The organism is Neobacillus sp. BF23-41, assembly GCF_041106275.1.
On the sequence record NZ_JBGBPR010000009.1, the window covers coordinates 183,719 to 209,305 of the forward strand.

The window sequence follows — 25,587 nt, forward strand, 5'->3', positions numbered from 1 at the left end:
TACGTTTGAAAGTATAAAAGAAGGTGGGCATAAACACAAGTGTTATCCACAAATTGTGCACAACTTCCTTGAAATAGTGGATAACTTTGTGGATATATCCACAATTATAGTGAAAATTTTAAAAATATAGAGTTATCCACATTTAAAACGTGTCGAATATGTTCAGATTGATAAAATTCGCTGGGTATTTCTGCCCGGTTAATCCTCTGGAAGCCCAATATTTCGAAAAATGGTAAGGCTACGCTCTTATTTGTTGCCAAAAACAAACCTTTCATCCCTTTTTCTTTCGCTAATTGGACCATTTGATCAAAAAGAACGAAGATTTCCTTTTCAGCTTGTCCAGGTGTAACAACGAGGGAGCGCAAGAGCCCGAAATCCGTGAAGGCCTCCATGCCAAGCGAACCCTTTAAGGTGCCATCCTCATTCTCTAGCAGCAAAAAATAGTCAATCGTGTCATCGGTTATTCCATCCGTCCCCAGGTTAGCTCTGGATAAAAACTGTCGTAAACTGCCCAAGTCTTGTTTATTTGCTCTGCGAATCAATGCCTGCATCGCTTCCACCTCTTTATTTAAGATTCTACTCTATGAATATGGATGAGCTAGAAAAAATAGAACCGCTAGAATCGGGAATCTAGTAAAATTTTATTAAAGAAACGACTACAGCCTCACCGCATTTTTCCACACAAAAAACCAGCCCCATTGTTGGAACTGGTCTAATTAAACATCTTCTCCCACATCTCTACGACGAAAAACTTCACTTCCACCGGCTTTTCATCTTCAGCAGTATACACAGGCGCATCCTTTTTAGCCAACTTCACCGGCTCATCTTCAACCTCAACCATTATCTCATTGAACACCGGCGCATCTTTTTCAATCAACCTCTCCGGCTTCTTCATTTCTTCTTCATCCACAGTTGTGGCTTTTTCCTCTTTTTCAGACTTGACCTCAACCTCTTTTTCTCCCTTAACCTCCACCGCTTTCGTATCTTCAACTGAGCTTGCTTCTTCTTTTACTTCTTCTTTTACCTTTTCAACCGTTGCCACCGTTTTGGCCTTTTCAACCTTTTCCTCGGACTTAGCAGTAGCAGGTCTCACCGTTTTTGCCTTCGCCTTTTTCTCTCCCTCAAAGCCATCACTGACAGCTACACCATTTGAAAAATCAAGAAAGCATAATGGTGGGTAAAGCACGCACCACCAGTTCGCTCCTTCCCCCGAACCTAACGTAATCAAAATCGCTTGATATTCACCAGCTGGATATAAAAATTGACCATATAATTTCGTCGGAAACTGAACCTTGCCAAACTCCACTTTCACTGATTGATCGGACCCTTGATCGCGGACCACTTGTTCCGAAATCGCTTGAATCTCAGGAAGCTTCGACTTGATGACCGTTCTTGCTTTTTCCATCGACGTTAAATCCTGAACCCACAGGGTAATCTGTGCATTCACCGCATCGCGGACTTTCCGTTTAATGGCTTGATCCTCTTCAAAATCACTATTCGCAAGAATCCTGAGCCGAATCGCTTCACCAGGAATCACAATCGATTCTTTCGCTGCGGCTTCCGTCTTCGGCATATATAAACTCAACATCGTCCCTAAAGACAAAACGATAAGATATCCCCAAACAATCACTTTACTTTTCAATTCTAGCACCGTCCCTTCGATACCTTCATTTTGGACAAAATGCCAGAATCTTAAACTATTAAATTTTGATATTTTCCAAAGAAACGATTGGATGTCTTCCACTCAAAAGGATAAAACCTAATATATGTTAAAATATGTAGAAGGTCTTTCTGTAGAAAATAAATCTAAGGAAAATGGAGTGTAAAAAATGGATCATTCAAAATCGGAATACGTGGACTTAAAAGTAATTTGCCCCGACGATTGCGGCAACGCACCCAAAAAAGCATACCTCAAAGAATTTAGCATCGCTTTTGCACACAATGACCTCGCTTTTCTATCAGAGAATATCACCGACGATTTTCACTGGAATATCATCGGCCAACATCAGTTCCAAGGAAAAGAAAAAGTGATCGAAATCCTCAAACAAAACCAAAATAATAAAGTAACCGAACTGCAGATTATCACCATTATCACCCACGGCTATCACGGCTCAGTTAACGGTACCCAAATCGTAGAAAACAAAAAGAAATTTGCATTCAGTAACGTATACCTATTTGCCAGTTCCCGTAATAACTCCAAAATAAAAGAAATGACATCCTATCTAATTGAACTATAAAAAAGCTCAGAGCCATCATACTCTGAGCTTTTTTATGATTTTCATTATAGTAAATTCGCCACATGACCCGAACCTAAGCCCCGAAGCCAATCTCCGCAAACACCATCCGGTCCTTGCCATTTAAATCATTCACAATCTCTACCTTTACACTTTCAAAAGCTTTTTGAAAAAGCTCAGCTACCGCTTCGCCCTGACCGGCCCCAATTTCAAATCCAACCAGCGCGCGCTTCTCTAGTACCCGCGGCAGCTCAACCATAAAGCGGCGGTAAAAATCCAAGCCATCCGTCCCCGCAAACAAAGCCCGGTGCGGCTCATGCTCCGTCACAACCTCCGACATCGCCGTCATGTCACCGAGCGGAATATACGGTGGATTCGAGAGGATCACATCAAACCGAGCCCCGTTCTCCATAAACGGGCCAAGCAAATCCCCCTGAACAAACTCCACCTCCGCCCCAAGCCGGGCCGCATTCTCCCGCGCCACAGCCAGCGACGCCTCCGCAATATCAGTGCCTGACACCATTAACACTGGCTCGATAGGAGGAATGGTGCCTGACACCATTTCCCCTGGCTTGATAGGATTTTTGGTGCCTGACACTCGAAGTTCCGCTTCTTCCAGCTTCATTGTAATCGCGATGGCGCCGCTCCCGGTCCCGATATCCGCTAACCTGATAACCCGCTCTCCACTGAACAGCCGCTTGATCCGTTGAAGTGCACCGTAGACGAGTTCTTCCGTTTCCGGCCTCGGGATCAGCACCTCTTCATTGACGATAAACGGGCGCCCGTAAAACTCCTCCGTCCCGATGATATATTGGACCGGCACACCCTTCACGTGTTCACCAACCGCTTTTTCAAAGACTTCCCACACGCCCGGAGCTAGGTCATCGCGGACATTCGCAAACAACTGCGCCCGCGACATTCCGGTGAAATGGCGAAGTAACAGCTCCCCTGCATTCTCATCACGATGCGCTGAAACTAAAAAAGAAGAAGCCCATTGAAGAGCTTCATAGACTTTTTTACTCATTAGAGGCACTTTCCAGCCTGCGCGCTTGATCATCCATAATCAGCGCATCGATGACATCATCGAGCTTGCCTTCTAAAATTTGATCAAGCTTTTGAATCGTCAAGCCAATACGGTGGTCCGTCACCCGGTTTTGCGGGAAGTTATACGTACGAATCCGCTCCGAACGGTCACCCGTACCAACCGCAGATTTACGGACAGAATCATACTCCGCCTGTGCTTCCTGTTGATACTTATCATAAATCCGTGCGCGTAAAACCTTCATCGCTTTATCTTTGTTCTTGTGCTGCGATTTCTCATCCTGAATCGAAACCACAATCCCAGTTGGAATATGCGTTAACCGAACAGCTGACATTGTCGTATTAACGGACTGTCCGCCGGCGCCACTTGACGCAAACGCATCAAAACGGATATCTTTATCATTGATTTCCACTTCTAATTCTTCCGCTTCCGGCAAACAAACAACTGTCGCCGTCGACGTATGAATCCGGCCGCTTGACTCCGTCTCCGGAACACGCTGCACACGGTGTGCGCCGTTCTCATACTTCAATTTCGAATAGGCACCCTGGCCGTTGATCATAAAACTAATTTCCTTATAACCGCCAAGACCAGTCGGGTTCGCATCAATCAATTCCGTCTTCCAGCCCTGCGCTTCCGCATAACGGCTGTACATGCGATATAAATTCCCAGCAAACAAGGCCGCTTCATCCCCGCCCGCTGCCCCGCGGATTTCAAAGATAACGTTCTTGTCATCATTCGGATCCTTTGGAATCAGCAATAGTTTCATCTTAGCTTCCAACTCAACGATTTGCGCTTCCAGCTCATTAACTTCTTCCTTCACCATTTCACGCATATCCGCATCCAGCTTCTCATCAAGCATCGCCTTGGCATCCTGAAGCTGTTCGCGCGTCTCTTTATATTCACGATACGTTAGTACAGTTTCTTGTATATCAGATTGTTCTTTTGAATATTCACGAAGTTTCTTTGAATCATTAATAATTTGTGGGTCGCTCAAAAGTTCATTCAACTTATCATAACGATCTTCCACCGATTGAAGACGATCAAACACGGTCTATTCACCTCAATTTTTTGTCCATAACATTCTAATTATAGTATAGGTGAAAACAACCGTCAAAACCAAATTAAGGGGAAATTTTTTCGCAGAGTGATTTTTCAGGTCAAAATCCTTTTTTTAAAAAGGAACTCAAGCTACGGCCGTAGAAAAAACATGCCCTGATAATCAGAGCATGCTACCTTCGATCTTCTTTGACACGTACTTCAATTTTATACCGCGGCAAGGCCTGGATTAGTTTCCGATGGAGTCGTGCTTCGGCATTAATTTTTCCCCGCTCAGACTGCATTCCTTTTTTATAAACAGATACCCACATCCGGTCGCCGTTGATCCAGATGGAATCGGCTGTAAACTCATTGGAATCCGCGATGACTTGCTTAGCCTTTTGGATATCGTTGCCTTGATTATTCGCACCAGCTTCGCTGGCGCTTCCTGTCCTCTTCAGGTCAAGGAAGTTCGGATTTTGATTGGTGATATCATCTTCGACCATATGCTGCTTATTCTTGCCCCGATCCGACATATTCGTCGGCTTGTTGCGGTCATTGCCACGATTGGACATATAATTGGGTGCGGATTGGTCGCTCCGTAGGTCATAAGCTTCTTCATTCCCATGATTCCCACCCTGATTCCCGTTACAGCCGCTTACTAAAAACAACATACTTAATGAGAGAAACAACATAAATTTTTGCATCTTACACCTCCCATTACTATCATGCCCGGTCACGGCAGCAACAGGTCGAGTGAATTCTTTCCAAGTCCGGGAGGAGGAATTTGGCGGTCCCACAAGGGATTCCGCCAACTTCCAAAGTTTTTTCAGCCAAACTCCCCAGAATTCCGCCGAACTCGAAGTTTATTCCGCCAAACTACCCAAACATTCCGCCAAACCGCAAATTTCCTCCTAATCAAACAAAAAAACTGCCTGAGAATCCCTTCTCAGACAGTTTTTCCAATGGTGTCAGGCACTAATTATATGTAAACTCAACCAACCCTGACATTCATTTGTAACTTCTTGGTCTATGCATGAACAGTATAGGACACCGTTTTTGGGACTTCGTGATGATGACGGCAGCGGGGCTCGTACGCTTCGGAGGCACCCACTAATATGACTGGGTCATGGTAAGAGGCTGGACGTCCATCAATCAGACGCTGCGTCCGGCTTGAAGGCGAACCACAAACAGAACAGACCGCCTGCAGCTTCGTCACCGATTCAGCAATCGCCATCAACGCAGGCATCTGCCCAAACGGCTCACCGCGGAAATCCATATCAAGACCCGCACAAACCACCCGATGGCCGCTGTCAGCCAGCTGTTGCACAACCCTGAGAATCCCCTCATCAAAAAACTGAACCTCATCAATGGCGATAATATCCATATCCGCTTCCACATGGTGAAGAATCTCAATCGAATGAGTAATTGGCTTCGCATCAAAAGAAGATCCATTATGAGAAACGACAGATTGATCGTGATAGCGATTATCAATTTTTGGCTTAAAAACAGCTATCTTTTGTTTGGCGAACTGAGCACGTCTAACGCGGCGAATCAATTCCTCCGATTTCCCAGAAAACATACTGCCACAGATAACCTCAACCCATCCGCTTTGCTTCATTAAATACATAAAACGGCGTCTCCTTCCAAGCAAATCCTTAAATATCTATCAATTATTTGAATTTTATTTAAATAAAAAACAGGCAAGTAAATTGCTGCTTGCCTGTACTTTTTACAATTATTGTTGCTGTTGGCTCTTGATGCCGTATTTCTTGTTGAAACGGTCAACACGTCCGCCAGCTTCAGCGAATTTTTGACGACCAGTATAAAATGGATGACATTCTGAACAAGTTTCAACGCGAATTTCTTTCTTCACTGAACCAGTTTCAAAAGTGTTTCCGCATGCACAAGTCACCGTTACTGTTTTATAATTTGGATGAATTCCTGCTTTCATTCTTTTCATCTCCTTCCGCCCTGAATCTTTCGAAACAGAGTTATATAAAGCACCTGTAAAAACAAGCACTGAAATACTAAAAACACACTGCACTCATTATAACAAGCAAAGCCATCTTTGGCAAGTTGGGATTTATTGGTTTCTTTTTTAAAAAGGAACCCATCATGCCCCCCTTTACCAGGGTTGTCCGATACCTAATGGACTAGGACCGGCTTAATTTGACCACTTCACCGCATCGACTACGAACGTCTAGATTTCAGCTCTTCCCCTAGTTGTGCGAAGAACTCTTCATTCGTCTTAGTTTGTCTTAATTTTTTCAAGAAGCGTTCCGCAAAATCTGGTGAATCTGACATCGATTTTCTGATCGCCCATAATTTATCCAAATGATCCTTCGGAATCAAGAGCTCTTCCTTACGCGTTCCCGAACGACGGATATCAAGCGCAGGGAAAATACGACGTTCAGCCAACTGACGGTCAAGATGCAGTTCCATATTACCTGTCCCTTTAAATTCCTCATAAATCACGTCATCCATCCGTGAGCCTGTATCGACTAAAGCCGTCGCAAGAATCGTCAAACTGCCGCCCTCTTCGATATTACGGGCTGCCCCGAAGAAACGCTTCGGACGGTGGAAGGCTGCTGGGTCAATACCACCAGAAAGCGTCCTTCCGCTTGGAGGAATTACAAGGTTGTATGCACGAGCCAGACGCGTAATACTATCCATCAGGATCACAACATCGCGTTTGTGCTCGACTAATCGCATCGCGCGGTCAAGCACCAGCTCCGCTACTTTAATATGATTTTCAGGTACTTCGTCAAACGTCGAACTGACCACGTCACCGGCAACCGAACGCTCGATGTCGGTCACTTCTTCCGGACGTTCATCGATTAACAGCATGATTAATTCCACTTCCGGATGGTTCGTTGTAATGCTGTTCGCAATTTCTTTTAACAGCATTGTTTTACCCGCTTTTGGCGGAGCGACGATTAAGCCACGCTGCCCAAAACCAACCGGTGCGACAACGTCCATAATTCTTGTCGATAGATGTTTTTGCGTCGTTTCTAGTTTCATCTGTCTGTTTGGATATAATGGTGTGAGGCCTGGGAAGTACACCCGTTCTTTCGCTGATTCCGGATCTTCCCCGTTGACAGCCTCTACGTGCAATAGTCCATAATAACGCTCATTTTCCTTTGGAGGTCGTACCTTACCGGAAACTTTATCCCCATTACGAAGGTCGAAGCGGCGGATTTGCGAAGCAGAAATATAGATATCCTCTGAGCTTGGCGAGTAGTTAATTGGTCGTAAGAATCCAAATCCCTCTGATTGGATGATTTCCAAGACGCCTTCCATGAAAAAGTACCCCTGCTGTTCCGCACGAGATTTCAGGATGGCAAAAATTAATTCTTTTTTTGTTAATTTGCTGTAATAAGTCACTTTATATTCGCGAGCAAGCTCATAAAGCTCCTTCAGCTTCATATTTTCTAAACTTGAAATTGTTAAGTCCATTTGTGCACCACACTTTTATTTTTTTGGCTCTTTAAACTTGGTCGTTGATTTCCGCTCCAGGTGCGCAGCGCCGCCGGTTTGGGAAGCCTCCTCGCCGCAAAGCGCCTGTGGGGTCTCCTCTGACCCGTCCTCGCGCAGGAGTCTTCGCACCTTCCGCTCCAATCAACGTAGGCTATAAATCAACAATGACCTCTAACACAGCCATTTCTTTCAATCAGATAATAATTAAGAGAGTTGAGGAATTGAAATAGAAGTAGAAAAGAAATGAATAGAATTGCAGAAATAATGCATAAAACAATTACTATTTTACCCTCTATGCAAAAAATTAATCAACTAAATTTTCTATTCTCATTCATTGGGAATTTTTTCTGTGAAGGAGTTCTTTCAAAATTCCTAATCGAGTGTAATAGGAGTTTTTTAATTTAGGAGAGACTTTATGCCATGAAGGGTGCCTGACACGCACTGGTGTCAGGCACCCAACTTGAGGCATTGCCTATTTAATCACTAAATTAGGTTTTTTCTTTAAACTATGACGACCTTCGACAAAACGGACGGTGCCTGATTTGGCACGCATAACGATTGAGTGGGTCGAACCGTAGGATCCTTTGAATTGAACACCGCGCAGCAATTCTCCGTCGGTAATCCCTGTCGCAGCAAAAATGGCGTCATCGCCTTTGACAAGGTCCTCCATCCGCAGGACGCGATTGACATCGAGGCCCATTTTGATGCAGCGCTCAAGCTCCCCATCATTTTGCGGCAATAGTTTACCGATAATTTCGCCGCCAAGACATTTTAAGGCAACAGCAGACAGAACGCCTTCAGGAGCACCGCCAGAACCAAAGAGAATATCCACGCCGGTATTGTCGAATGCCGTATTAATGGCACCTGCCACGTCACCATCATTGATTAACTTGATTCTTGCCCCCGCTTCACGAAGCTGAGCAATGATATGTTCATGGCGCTCACGATTTAAGACAGTCGCCACGACATCCTCGATATCTTTATTTTTCGCTTTGGCAACGGCCTTTAAGTTGTCCAGAACAGACGCATTAATATCAATATGTCCGACTGCTTCGGGCCCAACCGCGATTTTTTCCATGTACATATCAGGAGCATGAAGAAGGTTGCCATGGTCAGCAATCGCAAGAACCGCTAAAGCATTCCAGCCGCCTGATGCTAAAATATTGGTACCTTCGAGCGGGTCAACTGCAACATCGACGCGTGGTCCGTAGCCTGTCCCAAGTTTTTCACCAATATAAAGCATTGGTGCTTCATCCATTTCCCCTTCACCAATGACAACTGTTCCCTTCATTGGTACGGTGTCAAACACATCGCGCATGGCAGAAGTAGCTGCACCATCGGCCTCATCTTTTTTCCCACGGCCCATCCAACGGGCTGAAGCTAGTGCTGCTGCTTCTGTGACACGGACAAGCTCCATCGTTAAACTTCTTTCCATCGGTCTCCATCTCCCTATGTCTTATGTTTATCTCCCGAACTTTGCTTTCTGTCTATGTGTTCTTCATCTGTTCTACTTCTTCTTTTGTCAACGCTTCCCGCCAAATGGTTGCACCGAGTCCGTTTAATTTTCCGACAAGGTCACTATAGCCGCGGTCTATATGTTCAAGACCGGTTACTTCAGTAATTCCTTCGGCAATCAATCCGGCAATGACAAGAGCTGCTCCTGCCCTGAGGTCGCTTGCCTTCACTTTGGCACCTTCAAGCTGAATCGGGCCATTTATGATGGCTGAGCGTCCTTCCACCTTGATATTGGCGTTCATTCTTCTTAGTTCATCGATATGCTTAAAGCGGGCACCGTAAATCGTGTCTGTCACAACACTTGAGCCAGCAGCTTTTGTCAGGAGTGTTGTAAACGGTTGCTGTAAATCGGTCGGAAACCCAGGATAAACAAGCGTTTTAATGTCGACAGCCTTTAATTTTGTTGACCCGTCAACAAACACTTGATCATCGCCGGATTCGACACGAACACCCATTTCGCGCAGTTTGGCAATTAATGATTCTAAATGCTGCGGGATGACGTTATCAATTAACACGCCTTCGCCCACCGCTGCGCCTAAAATCATATACGTGCCAGCTTCAATTCGGTCTGGAATAATGGTGTGGCGGCAGCCATGGAGTGATTCCACACCATCGATACGGATCACGTCTGTTCCTGCGCCTTTAATTTTCGCACCCATACTTGTTAGCAGCGTCGCCACATCAATGATTTCTGGCTCTTTCGCCGCATTTTCAATCACCGTCCGGCCTTTAGCCCGAACAGCCGCTAGCATGATATTAATCGTTGCTCCCACACTGACGACGTCGAGATAAATCCGTGCGCCGCGAAGCTCGTCCGCCCGTAAATAAATCGCACCTTGTTCATTGGTGATTTGGGCCCCAAGTGCTTCGAAACCTTTAATATGCTGATCAATCGGTCTTGGTCCTAAATGGCAGCCGCCAGGTAAGCCAATTACCGCCTTTTTAAACCGGCCGAGCATAGCACCCATTAAGTAATAAGAAGCACGGAGCTTTTTTACTTTCCCGTTTGGCAGGGGCATGGAAATCATCGTAGATGGGTCGACCGTCATATCGTTGTCAGAGAGCTGAACATTACCGCCGATTTCTTCAAGGAGGTCCTTTAAGATTTCAACATCTGAAATGTCCGGCAATCCCTCAATTGTCACTGGTGATTCCGCTAAAATTGTTGCAGGAATTAACGCGACAGCACTGTTTTTTGCCCCGCTGATCCGTACAGTTCCCTTTAACGGATATCCACCCGCAATTTTAAGTTTTTCCATTTTTCGACTCCCTTCTAAGCCCTTGTAAGTCAATCGGTACGCATCCGCTTATTACTGAATGAGGCTCTAGGTATATTTTTCCATCATGAAAAGTCAAAATCCGACAGTTTGTCTATCCTTTAGTTTACACCAAAATTCTATTTTCATGTATGGTAATGAAAATTTTTTTCATAAAACTGGAAATTTCTACCTCTGTACGAGCTTTCCAATCTGTTAGGAAGCCTTCAATGCCCTTATCTGTTAATGGATGATGGAATAATCCCATTAATACTTTGTATGGAATGGTTGCAATATGAGCGCCTCTAAACGCGGCTTCTGTCACGTGAACTGGATTACGAATGGAGACTGCAATGATTGCTGATTCAATTTTCAGTTTTCTTTTACAGACTGAAACCGCCCTTTGGTAAGGACGGTTTTCATTTTATCATATTTGGAACAAATATAAAAACGACATTGTTCCCGTTTTTCAGAATTGTCTTACGCTCTGCCTGAAGAACCGAATTCACGAATTTTGCCAATAACTGTTGCTTTGATGGCATCACGAGCTGGTCCTAAATATTTACGCGGATCGTATTCTTCTGTTTTTACTGCTAATGTTTCACGAACAGCTTTTGCAGATGCGATTTGATTTTCTGTATTCACATTGATTTTTGCTGTTCCAAGTGAAACAGACTTTTGGATATCCTTTAATGGGATACCAGTTCCGCCGTGAAGGACTAATGGAAGACCAGTAATCTTGCCGATTTCTTCCATTTCAGCAAAACCAAGGTTTGGTTCGCCTTTGTAAGGACCGTGAACAGAACCTAATGCAGGTGCAAGGCAGTCGATACCTGTGCGTTTTACAAGTTCTTCACATTCTTTTGGATCTGCGTAAATGACGCCTTCAGCGATAACATCGTCTTCCTGGCCGCCAACAGTTCCTAATTCCGCTTCAACAGAAACACCTTTTGAATGAGCATAGTCAACTACTTTAGAAGTAATTTCGATATTTTCTTCAAATGGGTGGTGAGAAGCATCGATCATAACAGATGTGAAGCCTGCATCAATCGCTTCTTTACATTTTTCAAAGCTTGAACCGTGGTCAAGGTGAATGGCCACTGGTACTGTCACTTTCAAGTCTTCCATTAAGCCTTCAACCATTTTTACAACGGTTTTGAAGCCAGACATATAACGGGCAGCACCTTCAGATACCCCAAGGATAACTGGTGAATTTTCAGCTTGTGCTGCTTGAAGAATGGCTTGTGTAAATTCTAGGTTATTTAAGTTAAATTGCCCAACCGCATAGCCTTCTGCTTTTGCTTTGATGAGCATTTCTTTCATTGAAACTAATGGCATTTCTCTTCCTCCTTAGTTTAGGTCGCTATCTTTTTCAAAAATGGTCCTTCCATATTAAGGTTTTCCCTCAATTTTACGGATTATGTATTACTTGAAAAAGATAACCAACCAGTAAAAAGTTCATATGTATCATATCAAACCAAAGTTCGAAATGCCATTAAAAAGTCAGAGTTTTATAAACTGTCATAATGAAAGCGCGTCCATTTAACTATTCCCACAGTTCTTATGTTTTTTATTAAAAAATGACGTTAATTCATCTTTTGAGGGATGTGTTTTCGAACGGCTGCACGAATATCATCAATGTCAAACGGCTTGGCAAAATGAGTGATCGCCCCAAGGTCCTTCGCTTCTTGAATCATATCCAACTCGCCATAAGCTGTCATGATAATGACGCGGATTTCTGGATCGATTACTTTCATTCTTTTTAAAATCTCGATACCGTCCATTCCAGGAATTTTCATATCCAATAGGACAAGGTCGGGGTCATGCTTTGTTACAATTTCAAGGGCCTGAATACCATTGGCAGCCTGAAAGGTCTGATACCCTTCTTTTTGAAACACTTCATTTAGTAGGATTCGAATGCCAAACTGATCATCAACGATTAAAATTTTCTCTTTCATAACTCCACCTCTTCCTTATTTTTAAATTGCTTTTTTATTATCCCTATATCTCTCACTTGTTATATTTCTCGCTGAAAGAGAAATTCTCCTGCAGAAATTTTGATATTTTTCTTTTATTTTTGCAGTGGCGAAAAAATGCTTATAATAAGAGGGTGAATAGGAGGGTTTTTATGTTAAAAATGTTTACTACTCAATTAACCGGTCTATTGAAGCGGATTGAGGAAAAAGAGGAATATTCCTTTGAAGATGGCGCCCGCTTGCTTGCGCAAGGGCCGATATATATTTTTGCCACGAAGGAAATGAAGGCGGTTGAGTTCGAAGCTTTAGAGGGAGCCGAACCATTAAAGGGAGCAAAGGTGTTTGAGCATGTGGGAGAACTAACTGACTCTGATCGGGTGCTGCTTTTCTCGCGGTATGCAAGTGATGAAGACGCCATGGAGGTGGCCGCTCAACTTCAGGAAAAGGCGATTCCTTTTGTGGCTGTTTCCACGGCTGTTCCGGAGGGTGGAAAATTGCAAGAGTTGGCCGATCTCCATATCGATTTGCGCCTGACGAAAGGCCTCCTCCCCGATGATTTTGGAAATCGCTATGGGTATCCGTCATCGATGGCAGCATTATTCGTTTATTTCGGCTTGAAATTTACGATTGAGGAGATTTTAGCAGAATATGAGGAGTAAAACGGGGTGAATAACCCTGTTTTTTTAATGCCCTTGATTATTTCCCGGGGGGTTAAGAAGTCAAAAATATAGACTTTTGGCTTTTGTGCCATTTTGGGGTGGTTTTGTGCATTTTCGACATGCTTTTTTGCCATTTTGAAGTAGTTTTGTGCAATTAGACAATAAATGGAAATTACCCGCATAATGCTAATACCATTTTACAAAAATCCCCTATATATATTTCACTGCAAGTTTCCTTTTTATAAAAATCGCCTTTGTATAACCTGACACAAATACCCTGTTTATAAAAACCCAAAGATAAAAAAACAGGACCAGCAACTAAACTGGTCCTGACCACAAAACTTATTTTTGAATCGTTGCTTTAATAAAGTCACGGAACAAGGGCTGCGGACGTGTTGGTCTAGAGACGAATTCCGGATGGAATTGCGACGCTACAAACCAAGGATGGTCCTTCAGTTCCACAATCTCAACTAAACGGCCATCCGGACTTGTTCCAGAGAACACAAAGCCGAGAGCTTCCATGTCTTGACGATAATGATTGTTAAACTCATAACGATGGCGGTGGCGCTCATAAATAACCTCTTCTTCATACGCTTCAAACGCCTTCGAGCCCTCAACAATACGCGCAGGATAAAGACCTAAACGCAGCGTGCCGCCTAAATCCTCAACATCCTTCTGCTCTGGAAGCAAATCAATAATCGGATGAGCTGTATCCGCATCAAATTCTGCAGAATGCGCACCTTGAAGTCCAAGCACATTGCGGGCAAATTCAATCGTTGCCAGCTGCATCCCTAAACAAATACCAAGGAAGGGCTTCTTCACTTCACGAGCATAGCGCGTCGCTTCAATTTTCCCTTCAATCCCGCGGTCACCAAATCCGCCCGGAACAAGGACACCGTCGACATCATTCAATAACTCAGCCACATTTTCACGTGTAACCTCTTCGGCATTAATCCATTTAATTTCAACTTCGGTATCAAACGCATAACCGGCATGTTTCATCGCTTCCACGACAGAAATATAGGCATCCTGAAGCTCCACATATTTTCCGACAAGACCAATGCGCGTCTTATTCGAAAGGTTGATGACGCGGTTAACGAGTGCTTTCCACTCCGTCATATCCGCTTCGTTCGTAACTAATTTCAAATGATCGCAGACGATTTGGTCCATATTTTGATCTTGAAGCGCTAGTGGAATCGAATAAAGCGTATCGGCATCGCGACATTCGATTACAGCTTTTGCATCAATATCACAGAACAAAGCAATTTTATCCTTCATATCCTGTGAAACCGGCATTTCCGTCCGCACGACAATAATGTTTGGCTGAATTCCGAGGCTGCGCAGCTCTTTCACGCTGTGCTGGGTCGGCTTTGTTTTCATTTCACCCGCTGCTTTAATATACGGAATCAGCGTACAGTGAATGTACATCACATTTTCCGAGCCAATATCGCTCTTGATTTGGCGAATCGCCTCAAGGAATGGGAGTGATTCAATATCGCCTACCGTTCCGCCAATCTCAGTAATTACTACATCGGCATTCGTTTCTTTACCGGCGCGGAAGCAGCGCTCCTTAATTTCATTGGTGATATGCGGAATAACCTGTACGGTTGCACCCAAATAATCACCGCGGCGCTCTTTCCGTAAAACCGTCGAATAAATTTTTCCGGTTGTTACGTTGCTGTACTTGTTTAAGTTGATGTCGATAAAACGCTCATAGTGACCTAAGTCCAAATCTGTTTCAGCGCCATCACCGGTAACGAATACTTCACCGTGCTGGTACGGACTCATTGTTCCAGGGTCGACGTTAATGTAAGGGTCGAATTTTTGAATGGTTACATTCACGCCCCGATTTTTCAATAAGCGCCCTAAAGATGCTGCCGTAATTCCTTTTCCCAGTGATGAAACCACACCACCAGTTACAAAAATATATTTTGTCATAAATATTTCCCCCTCTTATACAGTTTGTACATTATTCAGTTTGTTTAAGGGTTTTTGTAAAAAAATATTTTCCTTACGCCCGAAAAAATTTGGAACAATAAAAAACGCTCTCCTACTTTTGGTAGGGAGCGTATTATAAGTAAATAACGTATCGTCCTTTTTTAAGGAGCCCAAAAGTGATTCTACAAGGGCACGAATAAAATGTCAAGTCGATTAGTCTTCTTCTACTTCCTCTTCTTCAAACACTTCTTCTTCCTCAAGATCATCATCGAGGTCATCTTCTTCATCCAAGTCAATCTCAAGCTCGTCCTCGATCACATCATCATCATCGTCTTCGTCAAACTCATCTACTTCGTCGATATCAAGATCATCTTCATCATCAAGGAGATCATCTTCATCATCAAAGTCATCAAAATCATCTTCAATTTCATCCACTTCATCGATTTCATCGAAATCTTCTTCGTCGACAACCTTCTTCGCCTTTTTCTTCTTAGGTTTCACAACAGTGACAACTTCTTCTTCAGCAGTATCGACTGGATACCAAACGCGAAGTCCCCAGCGGTTACTTCCTAATGAAAGGAAACGGCCATCTACATTTATGTCGGTGTAAAATTGTGCTAGTCTTGATTGAATTTCTTGCTCAGTAATCCCAGATGCCTTCTTAATTTCTTTTAATAGATCATTAAAGGCAATCGGTTCCTTACTATTTTTCAAAAATTCAAAAGCCATTTCCATAAGGGAAAACTCTTTTAATTCCTCTTTTGAGTATTGTGCTAAACTCAATATGGGCACTTCCTTTCTCTATTTAACACTCTTAAATGAGTGATTAACGGACATAACAATAAGGTTAATTAATATAAACTTAAGAATTTTCCAGCTCCCAGCGACTAGTGTACTTCGCTAAACGGGCGCTTCCGCTTTTCTCTTAAAAATACATATTCTTCATTATAAACAAATTCTTCCGGTTTATGCTAGTGCTAGTCGTTGTTTCATTTGAATTTTTGCGGATGGGCCTTTTCACTATTAGTTTTCTTAGTTTTCTTGGCTTGCTTCTGCTTTTTCATCTCCTTAATAGATATCACTAGAAAGAAGATTGCTAGCAGCAAGAACGAAATCGCGCCTAGCTGAAGTTGATAGAGATAATTTAATGGCCAGGCACAAACAATTAAAACCACCAATATATGACTTACCTTCATTTGCTCACCTGCCCAAAACCTTCGGAGTATGTACGCTAAATCGATTATATAAGATTAACGCAGATATTAATATCTCATAAAATAAGTTTTATTACAAAAATTGGTGTCAGGCACCATGTGAAACATTCACATGGTGCCTGACACCGCACTTTACATATTTCGTCGATATTGTCCGCCCACTTCGTACAGGGCTCTCGTGATTTGTCCGAGGCTGGCTACTTTAACGGTTTCCATTAATTCGGCAAAAATATTGCCATTGTTGACGGCGGCCTCTTTTAAGCGCTTCAAAGCTGCCCCTGAAGCATCTGCATGACTTTCCTGGAAGGCCCGTAAATTGACGATTTGCAGTTCCTTCTCTTCGTAGGATGCGCGCGCTATTTCCATATTGTTGACATCTTCCGCTGACGGAGGATTCGGATTCAAATACGTATTCACGCCGATAATCGGTAATTCGCCGGTATGCTTTTTCATTTCATAATACATCGATTCATCTTGAATTTTGCCGCGCTGATACTGTGTCTCCATTGAACCAAGTACACCGCCGCGGTCATTCAAACGCTCAAACTCCTGTAGTACCGCTTCCTCGACAAGATCGGTTAGCTCCTCGACAATAAACGAACCTTGCAACGGATTTTCATTTTTCGCTAAACCATGTTCTTTGGTAATAATCATCTGAATCGCCATCGCCCGGCGTACGGATTCTTCCGTTGGCGTCGTAATGGCCTCATCATATGCATTTGTATGGAGCGAATTACAGTTATCCTGCAGGGCCATTAATGCCTGCAGTGTCGTCCGGATATCATTAAAGTCAATTTCTTGGGCATGAAGCGAACGGCCAGACGTCTGGACATGATACTTTAATTTTTGGCTGCGCTCGTTGGCACCGTATTTATTGCGCATCACCGTTGCCCAAATTCGTCGTGCGACACGGCCAATCACCGTATATTCTGGATCCAAGCCATTCGAGAAAAAGAACGACAAGTTCGGGGCAAAATCATCAATGTTCATGCCGCGGCTTAAATAGTATTCCACATACGTAAACCCATTTGACAATGTAAACGCCAGCTGCGAAATCGGATTTGCACCAGCTTCCGCAATATGATAGCCCGAAATCGACACGGAATAATAATTGCGGACTAGATGTTCGATGAAATATTGCTGAATATCGCCCATCATCCTTAGAGCAAACTCAGTTGAAAAAATACATGTATTTTGACCTTGGTCTTCTTTTAAAATATCGGCCTGCACCGTACCGCGCACCGTCCGTAACGTATAGGCCCGTACCTCCGCAAACTCTTCAACCGTTAACACACGGCCAAGTTCCGCTTCCTTCCGCTGCACCTGCTGGTCGATAGCTGTATTCATAAACATCGCTAAAATGATCGGTGCTGGTCCATTAATCGTCATCGAAACCGATGTCGACGGATGGCACAGGTCAAAACCGTCATATAGCTTTTTCATATCATCTAGCGTACAAACATTGACGCCGCTCTCCCCGATTTTCCCGAAAATATCTGGGCGGTAATCCGGGTCTTCACCGTAAAGCGTCACGGAGTCAAACGCGGTGCTTAACCGCTTCGCCTCATCATCCTTCGATAAATAATGGAAGCGGCGATTCGTCCGCTCCGGTGTCCCTTCACCCGCAAACTGCCGTTTCGGATCTTCACCCTCACGCTTGAACGGGAATACACCCGCCGTATACGGGAACGAACCCGGCACATTTTCCTGGTAGACCCAGCGGAGAATTTCACCATAATCCTTATACCTCGGCAGCACCACTTTCGGAATGTCGAGCCCTGAAAGGCTTTTCGTTTTTAACACCGTGATTATCTCTTTATCACGAATCCTCGTCACAAACTTATCGCCAGAATAGGCCGCCTTTGTCTGTGCCCACGAATCAATAATTTTCCGTGATTCTGGTGTCAGACGCGCCTCGGTTTCTCGCTTCACCACTTCTAAAGCAGCAATCACCGCCGCATCGCTTACCGCTTCAATCGCCCCTTCTAACTGGAATAACTTCCGGGCAATATTCGCCTGTTCTTCAGCTTTCTTATGATAACCGCGCACCGTTTCGGATATTTCACGTAAATAATAACGACGGTCGGTTGGAATAATCACATTTTGCTTCTCCACAAGAGCATTTTTACTAAAAGAAGTCACCCAGCCGGTGCCCATTTTGTCATTAATTTTTTCAATCAAGGCCGCGAACAATGCATTCGTGCCCAGGTCATTGAACTGGCTCGCAATCGTTCCATAAACTGGCATATCATCGATGTCTTTTTCAAACAGCATATGGCTCCGCTGATACTGCTTTTGAACCTGACGCCTTGCATCCTCCGAGCCCTTGCGCTCAAACTTATTAATGACAATCAGGTCAGCAAAATCAATCATATCAATCTTTTCAAGCTGGGACGGCGCCCCAAATTCACTCGTCATCACGTACAAGGACACATCGCAAATCTCCGTGATTTCCGCATCCCCCTGGCCAATCCCGCTCGTTTCGACAATCACGAGGTCAAAGCCAGCAGCCTTCGTGACGGCAACCGCATCGCTGATCGCCAGTGATAATTCACTCTTCGAATGCCTTGTCGCCAGACTGCGCATATACACATTCGGCGAAAAAATTGCATTCATGCGGATCCGGTCCCCTAACAGCGCACCGCCCGTCTTTTGCTTGGTTGGATCCACCGATAGAATCGCCACCTTTTTATCCGGCAATTCATTAATAAAGCGGCGGATCAATTCATCGGTCAACGAACTTTTTCCGGCTCCGCCCGTACCCGTGATTCCGACGACTGGAATCCGCTTCTCCAGTGACTTTACTTGGTCAAGCACCTGCTCAACCGTTGCCGCCGCCTCGTTCCGTTTATCGACATGAAGTTCAGCCAAGGTAATCAACTTCGCCACCGCATTCACATCACCCGTCGGCAGCTTCTCCATTTGTTCAGCTACATCCAGCGGAACCGTCGCAAAATCGCACTCCTCCAGCATCCGGTCAATCATACCTTGAAGCCCTAACTTCCGGCCATCTTCCGGGGAAAAAATCCACGCAATCCCGTACTCATGCAGCTCATTTATTTCCCGCGGGATAATCACACCGCCGCCGCCGCCATAAATGCGGATGTTCGGTGCCCCTTTTTCCTTCAGTAAATCGTACATATATTTAAAGTATTCAACATGCCCGCCTTGATATGAAGAAATCGCAATCCCCTGCACATCCTCCTGAATCGCCGCGTTCACAACCTCCTCAACCGAGCGATTATGGCCAAGATGAATGACCTCGGCCCCGCTTGCCTGAAGAATACGCCTCATAATATTGATGGAAGCATCATGCCCGTCAAACAAACTAGAAGCCGTGACAAAGCGAATATGATGCTTCGGCTGATAATTTCCCATCGTAGTCCTCCTTTTAGACCATTTTTATAAAAATAAACGCATCTACTTTTAGCCCATTCAGACCATTTTATAAAAATGAACTCCATTCACTGTTCGCAACTTAATCAGCATTACGACCTTGCTTGTGTGGACGAATGAATGCCGTGAAACAATTGATCGGTTTGCAGGTCAATGTATTCATCGAGTGTATATAATTTTTGTAGCGCCCAGCGGCGGAACGCCCACATTTGGCCCTCGACAATAATGTTATGGGAGATCAATTCGATCTGCTTTTCTGATAACTGCAGCTCGCCATTGTCGACGCACCTTGTGATCAAGCTCTCAAACATCGCCGCCATTTCCATTTCTTTTTTCAGCACATAGGGAAGGGCATCCTTCGTCAGCGATTTGGCTTCTTGATACATGACAAGAACCTCATCCTGCATCTCATCAATCACTCGGAAATAATGACGGACACCCATCTTCAGGCTCAAAAGCGTGCCTTTTTTCTGCTCGAGATCCTGCTCGAGGCGCTCGCGAACATGATCATAGATACTGTCGCACACGAGATAAAGGACGTCTTCCTTGGAGCGGATGTACTCATAAAGTGTCCCGATGCTAAAACCGGCCGCTTTCGCGATTTCTCTTGTCGTCGTCCGATGAAATCCCTTTTCCTTAAAAAGGCTGACGGCCCCTTTGATCATTTGATCACGCCTTTTCTGAACCAGGCGTTCATCCTTTACAGAAGCCAGTACTTCCCGCTTTTTCATCATGCTCTAACCGCCTTATTTCGTGATCATCCGTGAGATAACGAGGCGTTGAATTTCTTGTGTTCCCTCGTAAATTTGCGTGATTTTTGCATCGCGCATAAATCGCTCAACAGGATAATCCTTTGTATAGCCATACCCGCCAAAAACTTGTACGGCCTCGGTTGTTACCTTCATCGCTGTATCGCCAGCAAATAACTTTGACATCGCTGACTCCTTGCCGTACGGTAGACCTTGTGACTCCAGCCATGCCGCTTGATAGGTTAATAATCTCGATGCCTCAATCCCGGTTGCCATATCCGCCAGCTTAAAGCCGATTCCTTGATTGGCGACGATTGGTTTTCCAAATTGATGGCGTTCCTTTGCATAATCCACTGCAGCATCCAGCGCCCCTTGAGCAATTCCGACGGCTTGCGCAGCGATGCCGTTGCGGCCGCCATCAAGCGTCTGCATGGCAATTTTAAAGCCTTCGCCTTCTGCGCCGAGTCGATTGGCAACAGGAACCTTGCAATCTTCAAAAATAATTTCCGTTGTGGGCGAGGAACGAATGCCGAGTTTCTTTTCTTTTTTCCCAACCGAGAAGCCTGGGAAGTCGCTCTCAATAATAAACGCGGTTGTTCCTCTTTGTTTACTTGTTGGATCGGTTAATGCAAATACGACATAAATGTCGGCCACGCCACCGTTTGTAATAAAGATTTTCGAACCATTAAGGACATAGTGATCTCCTTCTAGGCGTGCGGTTGTTCTCATCCCGCCTGCATCCGAACCGCTGCCAGGCTCTGTTAAGCCGTACGCGCCAATTTTGGTTCCTTCTGCCATTGGGCGCAGATAGGTTTGCTTTTGCTCCTCACTGCCAAATTTGTAAATCGGCCAGCCGGCTAGAGACGTATGGGCGGAGAGCATCACGCCTGTCGATGCGTCAACACGAGACAGCTCCTCAACGGCAATACAGTAAGCAAGATAATCGCTGCCAATCCCGCCGTATTCTTCCGGCCACGGAATTCCGGTTAAGCCAAGCTCCGCCATTTTGTCAAAAATCTCGCGATCAAAGCGCTCTTCCTCATCACGTTCTGCGGCGGTCGGCGCCACTTCATTGCGCGCAAAATCCCGTACCATTTTCCGGATCATTTCATGTTCTTCAGAAAGTTTAAAGTTCATTTCAAGTCCTCCTATTTGGATGAATATATATTAAAAGATTAAGATTTGAACTCAGATTACTGTCTAGCATCAGCGCCTAGGGGCTAGTGTACTTCGCCCTTTTCCCTACGACAAGTCAAAGGGCTCCAGTCCATACGCCGCTAAACGGGCTCCTCCGCTTTTCTTTAGAGATGCTTACTAATCACAATCCGTTGAATTTCGCTCGTGCCTTCATAAATTTCGGTTATTTTCGCGTCACGGAAATAGCGTTCAACCGGATAATCTTCGGTATAGCCGTAGCCGCCAAATACTTGGATCGCTTCGGTTGTTACCTCGACCGCTGTTTTGGTCGCGAACAGTTTCGCTATCGACGCCTCCAAGGTACATTTCAACCCTTGATTTCTCAGGTAGGCTGCCCGATAGACTAATAGTTTTGCCGCTTCGACACTGGTCGCCATGTCTGCTAGTTTAAAGCCAATCCCTTGTTGGTGGGCAATGGGCTTGCCGAATTGCTGGCGGTCTTGGGCATAGGTGGTTGCGGCTGACAGTGCGGCCTCCGCAATCCCTAGTGCTTGGGTAGCAATCCCAATGCGGCCGACATCAAGGTTCGCCATCGCGATTTTAAAGCCTTCGCCTTCGACGCCGAGAAGGTTCTCTGCTGGAACTTGCATGTCCTCGAACGTAAGCTGGACAGTTCTCGAACCATGTAAGCCCATCTTCTTCTCATCTTTACCGACGATAAAGCCAGGGGTATTTTTTTCAACGATAAACGCAGAAATTCCCTTGCTGCCCTGTTCCGGATTCGTTTTGGCAAAAACAATATAGACATCGGCCTCGCCGCCGTTCGTAATGAACACCTTTGAGCCGTTAATGACGTAATGATCACCCTTCTTAACCGCACGGGATTTTAAGCTGGCGGCATCGGAACCGGAACTTGGCTCGGTTAAGCAAAACGCACCAAGGTACTCCCCTGAAGCAAGCTTCGGCACATACTTCATTTTCTGTTCTTCTGAGCCAAAATAGAGAATCGGGTTGGTGCAGACCGAGGTATGGACTGAAAGAATCACTCCCACCGTCGCACTGACTTTGGACAGCTCATGAATCGCTAGGATATAGGAGGTGAAGTCCATCGCTGCTCCACCGTATTTTTCAGGTACAGGAATCCCCATCAGGCCAAGTTCGCCCATTTTGCGGAGGATGTCGCGCGGGAATTCGCCTCTTTCCATATTTTCAATAAACGGTGCAATTTCGCTGTTTGCAAAATCGCGAACCATTTTACGCATCATTTCTTGTTCTTCGGTGAATGAAAGATTCATGGTGGTCTCCCCTTTGGAAGAATGTAATATCGTGGTACTCATCATCACGACCCCTTTTTCGAAGAAATGCTGTGTTTATTCGTACGTATAAAAACCGCGTCCTGTTTTCTTACCGAGCCAGCCTGCTTTCACATATTTACGGAGGAGCGGGCAGGGACGGTATTTGTCGTCGCCAAAACCTTGGTGAAGCGTTTCCATAATATACAGGCATGTATCTAAGCCGATAAAATCGGCCAAGGTTAACGGCCCCATTGGGTGGTTCATGCCAAGCTTCATGACTTCGTCGATCGCTTCCTTCGTAGCCACGCCCTCGTAAAGCGTATAAATCGCTTCGTTGATCATTGGCATCAGAATGCGGTTTGAGACAAAACCAGGGAAATCATTGACTTCAACCGGTACCTTGCTTAAGGTTTTTGTCATATCTTCAATGACTTGGTACACTTCATCAGCAGTAGCGAGGCCGCGGATGATTTCGACGAGCTTCATGACAGGAACCGGGTTCATGAAGTGCATGCCGATGACTTTTTCCGGACGCTTCGTTGCCGCCGCAATTTCGGTGATTGGCAGTGATGAGGTATTGCTCGCTAGTATTGTATGTGCTGGGGTAATGTCATCGAGTTGGGCAAAGATTTTTGTTTTCATGTCCATATTTTCAACGGCAGCCTCGATGACAAGGTCGACGTCACTGGCATCATTTAGGTCGGTTGAAGTGGAAATGTTGCTGAGAACTTCCTGTTTTTGCTCTTCGGTTAAGCGCCCTTTGTCAACGTTCCGTGTAAGTATTTTATTGATCCCTGCTAAGCCACGTTCCACAAATTCCGGTTTTAGATCATTTAAGATGACCGTGTATCCCGCCTGGGCACAAACTTGAGCAATCCCTGAGCCCATTTGTCCTGCACCGATCACCATAAGCTTTGAAATCTTCATTTTTTCCCCTCCGAAGCAAGGCCGGAACAAGTCCGACCTAGATTTTTTATGTTTTTGTCTATTTTTACATCGGTTTTGTGTTAATTTAAGAGTACTTTTCTGTATCTCAGGTATTTTGTGTTATTTAAAACAAGCTTTTAAGTCATTTTTGATGTTTTGTGTTTTTTTAAAACAAGCTTTTGTGCATCTCAGGTGTTTTGTGCGAGTTTCTGGGCGTTTTGTGCAATTCCGGCAGAGTTTTGTGCATTTTTCCAGGTGTTTTGTGCAATTTCCAGATGGTTTTGTACGAAAATCCAGGTGTTTTGTACAATTAGACATTATTTGAAAAAAAACCATTCTGAAAGTTAGCTCAAATTAGCCCTTCGGAACCTCGATCATCACGGCATCGCCTTGACCGCCGCCGCTGCAAATCGCAGCAATCCCAATTCCGCCGCCGCGGCGCTTTAATTCATGCATTAACGTAAGGATAATGCGCGCCCCGCTGGCACCAATCGGATGACCTAAGGCAACCGCACCGCCATTGACATTGACTTTTTCTGGATCAAGACCAGCAATTTTCCCGCTCGCTAAAGCAACCGCAGCGAAGGCTTCATTGATTTCAAATAAATCTACTTCCGCCAACGTTTTCCCTGTTTTTCGTAACAGTTCATTAATAACAAGTCCCGGTGTTTTCGGGAAATCCTTTGCTTCCACAGCGATCGCCGTATGGCCGATAATCACCGCTTCGGCCTGCCTGCCTTCACGAAGGGCACGCTCTTCACTCATTAACACGAGGGCCGCGGCACCGTCATTGACCCCAGGTGCATTTCCAGCTGTAATCGTGCCAGTTGAATTAAATACCGGCGCTAATTTAGCTAACCGTTCAATCGATGTGTCTTTACGCGGTGATTCATCATTCTCGACAACAAGTGGTGCACCCTTCCGTTGTGGAACCTCAACCGATACGATTTCTTCCGCAAATTTCCCGCTCTCGATCGCGGCAATCGCGCGCTTATGGCTTCGCAATGCCCACTCGTCCTGTGCTTCCCGGCTAATTTCCATATCGGCAGCCGCTACGTTGCCGTATGTACCCATGTGAACGCCGGTAAAGCTGCAGGTTAACCCGTCATGAATCATTAAATCCTTGACCTGTGCGTCACCCATTCGAAAGCCCCAGCGTGCTTTTGGTAAAACATATGGTGCATTGCTCATCGATTCCATTCCGCCTGCAACGATCACTTCTTCATCACCAGCACGAATGATTTGGTCTGCCAAGGTGACACTGCGCATCCCAGACGCGCAAACCTTATTGATTGTTTCGGTTTTCACTTCCCACGGCAATCCGGCGTGATGCACCGCTTGACGCGATGGAATCTGCCCCTGTCCCCCTTGTAAAACAGTTCCAAGAATGACTTCCTGTACGTCTTCAGGCTTCACTTCGGCACGAACTAATGCCTCTTTTACGGCAATTCCCCCGAGTTGGGAGGCAGTAAAGCTGCTTAATGTTCCCCCTAATTTTCCAAAAGGCGTTCTAACCCCGCTTAAAATGACCGTTCTTCCCATTCAAAACACTCTCCCTTTTCCTAATATTCTGTCAAACTTTTGTAAAAAAATCGCGGCGACTGAACGCTCGCTCGGGTAGGAACCAAAAAAGAAGCGCAGGCCCCTGCTTTTTTAATAATGGTAATGTAAGCGTTTTAATCTACATACTATATTCTACATAAAAACGAGCAGAAGTTGAAATGTTTTACACAA

Annotated in this window: 23 protein-coding genes and 1 pseudogene; 2 read left to right on the plus strand and 22 right to left on the minus strand. The window is 44.9% G+C overall.

Annotated features, from left to right (window positions below; genetic code table 11):
• Nucleotides 1–104: 104 nt before the first annotated feature.
• On the minus strand, nucleotides 105–551 hold the full coding sequence (locus AB7942_RS15745; protein WP_369447588.1) for a GNAT family N-acetyltransferase: 447 nt from the start codon (nucleotides 549–551) through the stop codon (nucleotides 105–107).
• Nucleotides 552–712: 161 nt separating this feature from the next.
• Nucleotides 713–1,651, minus strand: coding sequence for a stage II sporulation protein R (spoIIR, locus tag AB7942_RS15750; RefSeq protein WP_369447589.1), 939 nt, complete (start codon nucleotides 1,649–1,651; stop codon nucleotides 713–715).
• Between the two features lie 178 nt (nucleotides 1,652–1,829).
• Between spoIIR and AB7942_RS15755 the strand changes: the two genes are divergently transcribed.
• On the plus strand, nucleotides 1,830–2,237 hold the full coding sequence (locus tag AB7942_RS15755; RefSeq protein WP_369447590.1) for a nuclear transport factor 2-like protein: 408 nt from the start codon (nucleotides 1,830–1,832) through the stop codon (nucleotides 2,235–2,237).
• Nucleotides 2,238–2,310: 73 nt separating this feature from the next.
• Here the strand turns inward: AB7942_RS15755 and prmC are convergent, their stop codons facing one another.
• The 11 genes and pseudogenes from prmC to AB7942_RS15810 form a co-directional block, all read right to left on the minus strand.
• Nucleotides 2,311–3,258, minus strand: coding sequence for a peptide chain release factor N(5)-glutamine methyltransferase (gene prmC / locus AB7942_RS15760; protein WP_369447591.1), 948 nt, complete (start codon nucleotides 3,256–3,258; stop codon nucleotides 2,311–2,313).
• Nucleotides 3,251–4,324, minus strand: coding sequence for a peptide chain release factor 1 (gene prfA, locus AB7942_RS15765; RefSeq protein WP_335438568.1), 1,074 nt, complete (start codon nucleotides 4,322–4,324; stop codon nucleotides 3,251–3,253). Before prfA ends, prmC begins: the two co-directional genes overlap by 8 nt.
• Before the next feature lie 181 nt (nucleotides 4,325–4,505).
• Entirely contained in the window at nucleotides 4,506–5,018 is a 513-nt protein-coding gene (locus tag AB7942_RS15770) for a hypothetical protein (protein ID WP_369447592.1), read from the minus strand.
• A 323-nt stretch (nucleotides 5,019–5,341) separates the two neighbouring features.
• The gene (locus tag AB7942_RS15775) at nucleotides 5,342–5,941 is read right to left on the minus strand and encodes a thymidine kinase (RefSeq protein WP_369447593.1); all 600 of its coding nucleotides are present in this window, start codon (nucleotides 5,939–5,941) and stop codon (nucleotides 5,342–5,344) included.
• Between the two features lie 108 nt (nucleotides 5,942–6,049).
• Nucleotides 6,050–6,265, minus strand: coding sequence for a 50S ribosomal protein L31 (gene rpmE, locus AB7942_RS15780; RefSeq protein WP_098932374.1), 216 nt, complete (start codon nucleotides 6,263–6,265; stop codon nucleotides 6,050–6,052).
• Between the two features lie 239 nt (nucleotides 6,266–6,504).
• Nucleotides 6,505–7,770 (minus strand): transcription termination factor Rho, encoded by a 1,266-nt coding sequence (gene rho, locus AB7942_RS15785; RefSeq protein WP_369447594.1) that lies wholly within the window; start codon nucleotides 7,768–7,770, stop codon nucleotides 6,505–6,507.
• Between the two features lie 493 nt (nucleotides 7,771–8,263).
• A complete protein-coding gene (gene glpX / locus AB7942_RS15790) occupies nucleotides 8,264–9,226 on the minus strand; it encodes a class II fructose-bisphosphatase (RefSeq protein WP_369447595.1) in 963 nt (320 codons plus the stop codon).
• Between the two features lie 52 nt (nucleotides 9,227–9,278).
• The gene (locus AB7942_RS15795) at nucleotides 9,279–10,565 is read right to left on the minus strand and encodes a UDP-N-acetylglucosamine 1-carboxyvinyltransferase (RefSeq protein ID WP_369447596.1); all 1,287 of its coding nucleotides are present in this window, start codon (nucleotides 10,563–10,565) and stop codon (nucleotides 9,279–9,281) included.
• A 205-nt stretch (nucleotides 10,566–10,770) separates the two neighbouring features.
• Nucleotides 10,771–10,932, minus strand: a pseudogene (locus AB7942_RS15800) (fructose-6-phosphate aldolase); the annotation flags it as partial.
• 110 nt (nucleotides 10,933–11,042) lie between these two features.
• A complete protein-coding gene (locus AB7942_RS15805) occupies nucleotides 11,043–11,900 on the minus strand; it encodes a class II fructose-bisphosphate aldolase (RefSeq protein ID WP_098932372.1) in 858 nt (285 codons plus the stop codon).
• Between the two features lie 248 nt (nucleotides 11,901–12,148).
• Nucleotides 12,149–12,520 carry a response regulator gene (locus tag AB7942_RS15810; RefSeq protein ID WP_335398204.1) on the minus strand — a complete coding sequence of 124 codons (372 nt, stop codon included), beginning with the start codon at nucleotides 12,518–12,520 and terminating at the stop codon, nucleotides 12,149–12,151.
• A 170-nt stretch (nucleotides 12,521–12,690) separates the two neighbouring features.
• On the opposite strand from AB7942_RS15810, the gene AB7942_RS15815 reads away from it, so the two are divergent.
• On the plus strand, nucleotides 12,691–13,197 hold the full coding sequence (locus AB7942_RS15815) for a DUF2529 domain-containing protein (RefSeq protein WP_369447597.1): 507 nt from the start codon (nucleotides 12,691–12,693) through the stop codon (nucleotides 13,195–13,197).
• A gap of 342 nt (nucleotides 13,198–13,539) precedes the next feature.
• On the opposite strand, the gene AB7942_RS15820 is transcribed toward AB7942_RS15815, so the two are convergent.
• The 9 genes from AB7942_RS15820 to AB7942_RS15860 all read right to left on the minus strand — a co-directional run bounded on the left by AB7942_RS15820 (nucleotide 13,540) and on the right by AB7942_RS15860 (nucleotide 25,395).
• Complete coding sequence (locus tag AB7942_RS15820) at nucleotides 13,540–15,135, minus strand: CTP synthase (RefSeq protein WP_369447598.1); 1,596 nt, start codon at nucleotides 15,133–15,135, stop codon at nucleotides 13,540–13,542.
• A gap of 213 nt (nucleotides 15,136–15,348) precedes the next feature.
• A complete protein-coding gene (gene rpoE, locus AB7942_RS15825; RefSeq protein WP_335438572.1) occupies nucleotides 15,349–15,927 on the minus strand; it encodes a DNA-directed RNA polymerase subunit delta in 579 nt (192 codons plus the stop codon).
• 197 nt (nucleotides 15,928–16,124) lie between these two features.
• The gene (locus tag AB7942_RS15830) at nucleotides 16,125–16,331 is read right to left on the minus strand and encodes a hypothetical protein (protein WP_369447599.1); all 207 of its coding nucleotides are present in this window, start codon (nucleotides 16,329–16,331) and stop codon (nucleotides 16,125–16,127) included.
• A gap of 150 nt (nucleotides 16,332–16,481) precedes the next feature.
• Nucleotides 16,482–19,727, minus strand: a complete 3,246-nt coding sequence (gene icmF / locus AB7942_RS15835) for a fused isobutyryl-CoA mutase/GTPase IcmF (protein ID WP_369447600.1) — start codon at nucleotides 19,725–19,727, stop codon at nucleotides 16,482–16,484.
• A 110-nt stretch (nucleotides 19,728–19,837) separates the two neighbouring features.
• Nucleotides 19,838–20,476, minus strand: a complete 639-nt coding sequence (locus AB7942_RS15840; RefSeq protein ID WP_335438575.1) for a TetR/AcrR family transcriptional regulator — start codon at nucleotides 20,474–20,476, stop codon at nucleotides 19,838–19,840.
• 15 nt (nucleotides 20,477–20,491) lie between these two features.
• Nucleotides 20,492–21,631 carry an acyl-CoA dehydrogenase gene (locus AB7942_RS15845; protein ID WP_098932368.1) on the minus strand — a complete coding sequence of 380 codons (1,140 nt, stop codon included), beginning with the start codon at nucleotides 21,629–21,631 and terminating at the stop codon, nucleotides 20,492–20,494.
• Nucleotides 21,632–21,795: 164 nt separating this feature from the next.
• A complete protein-coding gene (locus AB7942_RS15850) occupies nucleotides 21,796–22,926 on the minus strand; it encodes an acyl-CoA dehydrogenase (RefSeq protein WP_369447601.1) in 1,131 nt (376 codons plus the stop codon).
• Between the two features lie 75 nt (nucleotides 22,927–23,001).
• Nucleotides 23,002–23,853 (minus strand): 3-hydroxybutyryl-CoA dehydrogenase, encoded by an 852-nt coding sequence (locus AB7942_RS15855; RefSeq protein ID WP_369447611.1) that lies wholly within the window; start codon nucleotides 23,851–23,853, stop codon nucleotides 23,002–23,004.
• A gap of 354 nt (nucleotides 23,854–24,207) precedes the next feature.
• The gene (locus AB7942_RS15860; protein WP_369447602.1) at nucleotides 24,208–25,395 is read right to left on the minus strand and encodes an acetyl-CoA C-acetyltransferase; all 1,188 of its coding nucleotides are present in this window, start codon (nucleotides 25,393–25,395) and stop codon (nucleotides 24,208–24,210) included.
• Between the last annotated feature and the right edge of the window lie 192 nt (nucleotides 25,396–25,587).

What these genes read in the sequence shown, in the direction of transcription:
- AB7942_RS15745 (WP_369447588.1), bottom strand. Translation starts at nt 551, where the DNA reads ATGCAGGCATTGATTCGCAGAGCAAATAAACAAGACTTGGGCAGTTTA.
- AB7942_RS15755 (WP_369447590.1), top strand. Translation starts at nt 1,830, where the DNA reads ATGGATCATTCAAAATCGGAATACGTGGACTTAAAAGTAATTTGCCCC.
- prmC (WP_369447591.1), bottom strand. Translation starts at nt 3,258, where the DNA reads ATGAGTAAAAAAGTCTATGAAGCTCTTCAATGGGCTTCTTCTTTTTTA.
- AB7942_RS15770 (WP_369447592.1), bottom strand. Translation starts at nt 5,018, where the DNA reads ATGCAAAAATTTATGTTGTTTCTCTCATTAAGTATGTTGTTTTTAGTA.
- AB7942_RS15775 (WP_369447593.1), bottom strand. Translation starts at nt 5,941, where the DNA reads ATGTATTTAATGAAGCAAAGCGGATGGGTTGAGGTTATCTGTGGCAGT.
- rpmE (WP_098932374.1), bottom strand. Translation starts at nt 6,265, where the DNA reads ATGAAAGCAGGAATTCATCCAAATTATAAAACAGTAACGGTGACTTGT.
- rho (WP_369447594.1), bottom strand. Translation starts at nt 7,770, where the DNA reads ATGGACTTAACAATTTCAAGTTTAGAAAATATGAAGCTGAAGGAGCTT.
- glpX (WP_369447595.1), bottom strand. Translation starts at nt 9,226, where the DNA reads ATGGAAAGAAGTTTAACGATGGAGCTTGTCCGTGTCACAGAAGCAGCA.
- AB7942_RS15795 (WP_369447596.1), bottom strand. Translation starts at nt 10,565, where the DNA reads ATGGAAAAACTTAAAATTGCGGGTGGATATCCGTTAAAGGGAACTGTA.
- AB7942_RS15805 (WP_098932372.1), bottom strand. Translation starts at nt 11,900, where the DNA reads ATGCCATTAGTTTCAATGAAAGAAATGCTCATCAAAGCAAAAGCAGAA.
- AB7942_RS15810 (WP_335398204.1), bottom strand. Translation starts at nt 12,520, where the DNA reads ATGAAAGAGAAAATTTTAATCGTTGATGATCAGTTTGGCATTCGAATC.
- AB7942_RS15815 (WP_369447597.1), top strand. Translation starts at nt 12,691, where the DNA reads ATGTTAAAAATGTTTACTACTCAATTAACCGGTCTATTGAAGCGGATT.
- AB7942_RS15820 (WP_369447598.1), bottom strand. Translation starts at nt 15,135, where the DNA reads ATGACAAAATATATTTTTGTAACTGGTGGTGTGGTTTCATCACTGGGA.
- AB7942_RS15830 (WP_369447599.1), bottom strand. Translation starts at nt 16,331, where the DNA reads ATGAAGGTAAGTCATATATTGGTGGTTTTAATTGTTTGTGCCTGGCCA.
- icmF (WP_369447600.1), bottom strand. Translation starts at nt 19,727, where the DNA reads ATGGGAAATTATCAGCCGAAGCATCATATTCGCTTTGTCACGGCTTCT.
- AB7942_RS15840 (WP_335438575.1), bottom strand. Translation starts at nt 20,476, where the DNA reads ATGAAAAAGCGGGAAGTACTGGCTTCTGTAAAGGATGAACGCCTGGTT.
- AB7942_RS15845 (WP_098932368.1), bottom strand. Translation starts at nt 21,631, where the DNA reads ATGAACTTTAAACTTTCTGAAGAACATGAAATGATCCGGAAAATGGTA.
- AB7942_RS15850 (WP_369447601.1), bottom strand. Translation starts at nt 22,926, where the DNA reads ATGAATCTTTCATTCACCGAAGAACAAGAAATGATGCGTAAAATGGTT.
- AB7942_RS15855 (WP_369447611.1), bottom strand. Translation starts at nt 23,853, where the DNA reads ATGAAGATTTCAAAGCTTATGGTGATCGGTGCAGGACAAATGGGCTCA.
- AB7942_RS15860 (WP_369447602.1), bottom strand. Translation starts at nt 25,395, where the DNA reads ATGGGAAGAACGGTCATTTTAAGCGGGGTTAGAACGCCTTTTGGAAAA.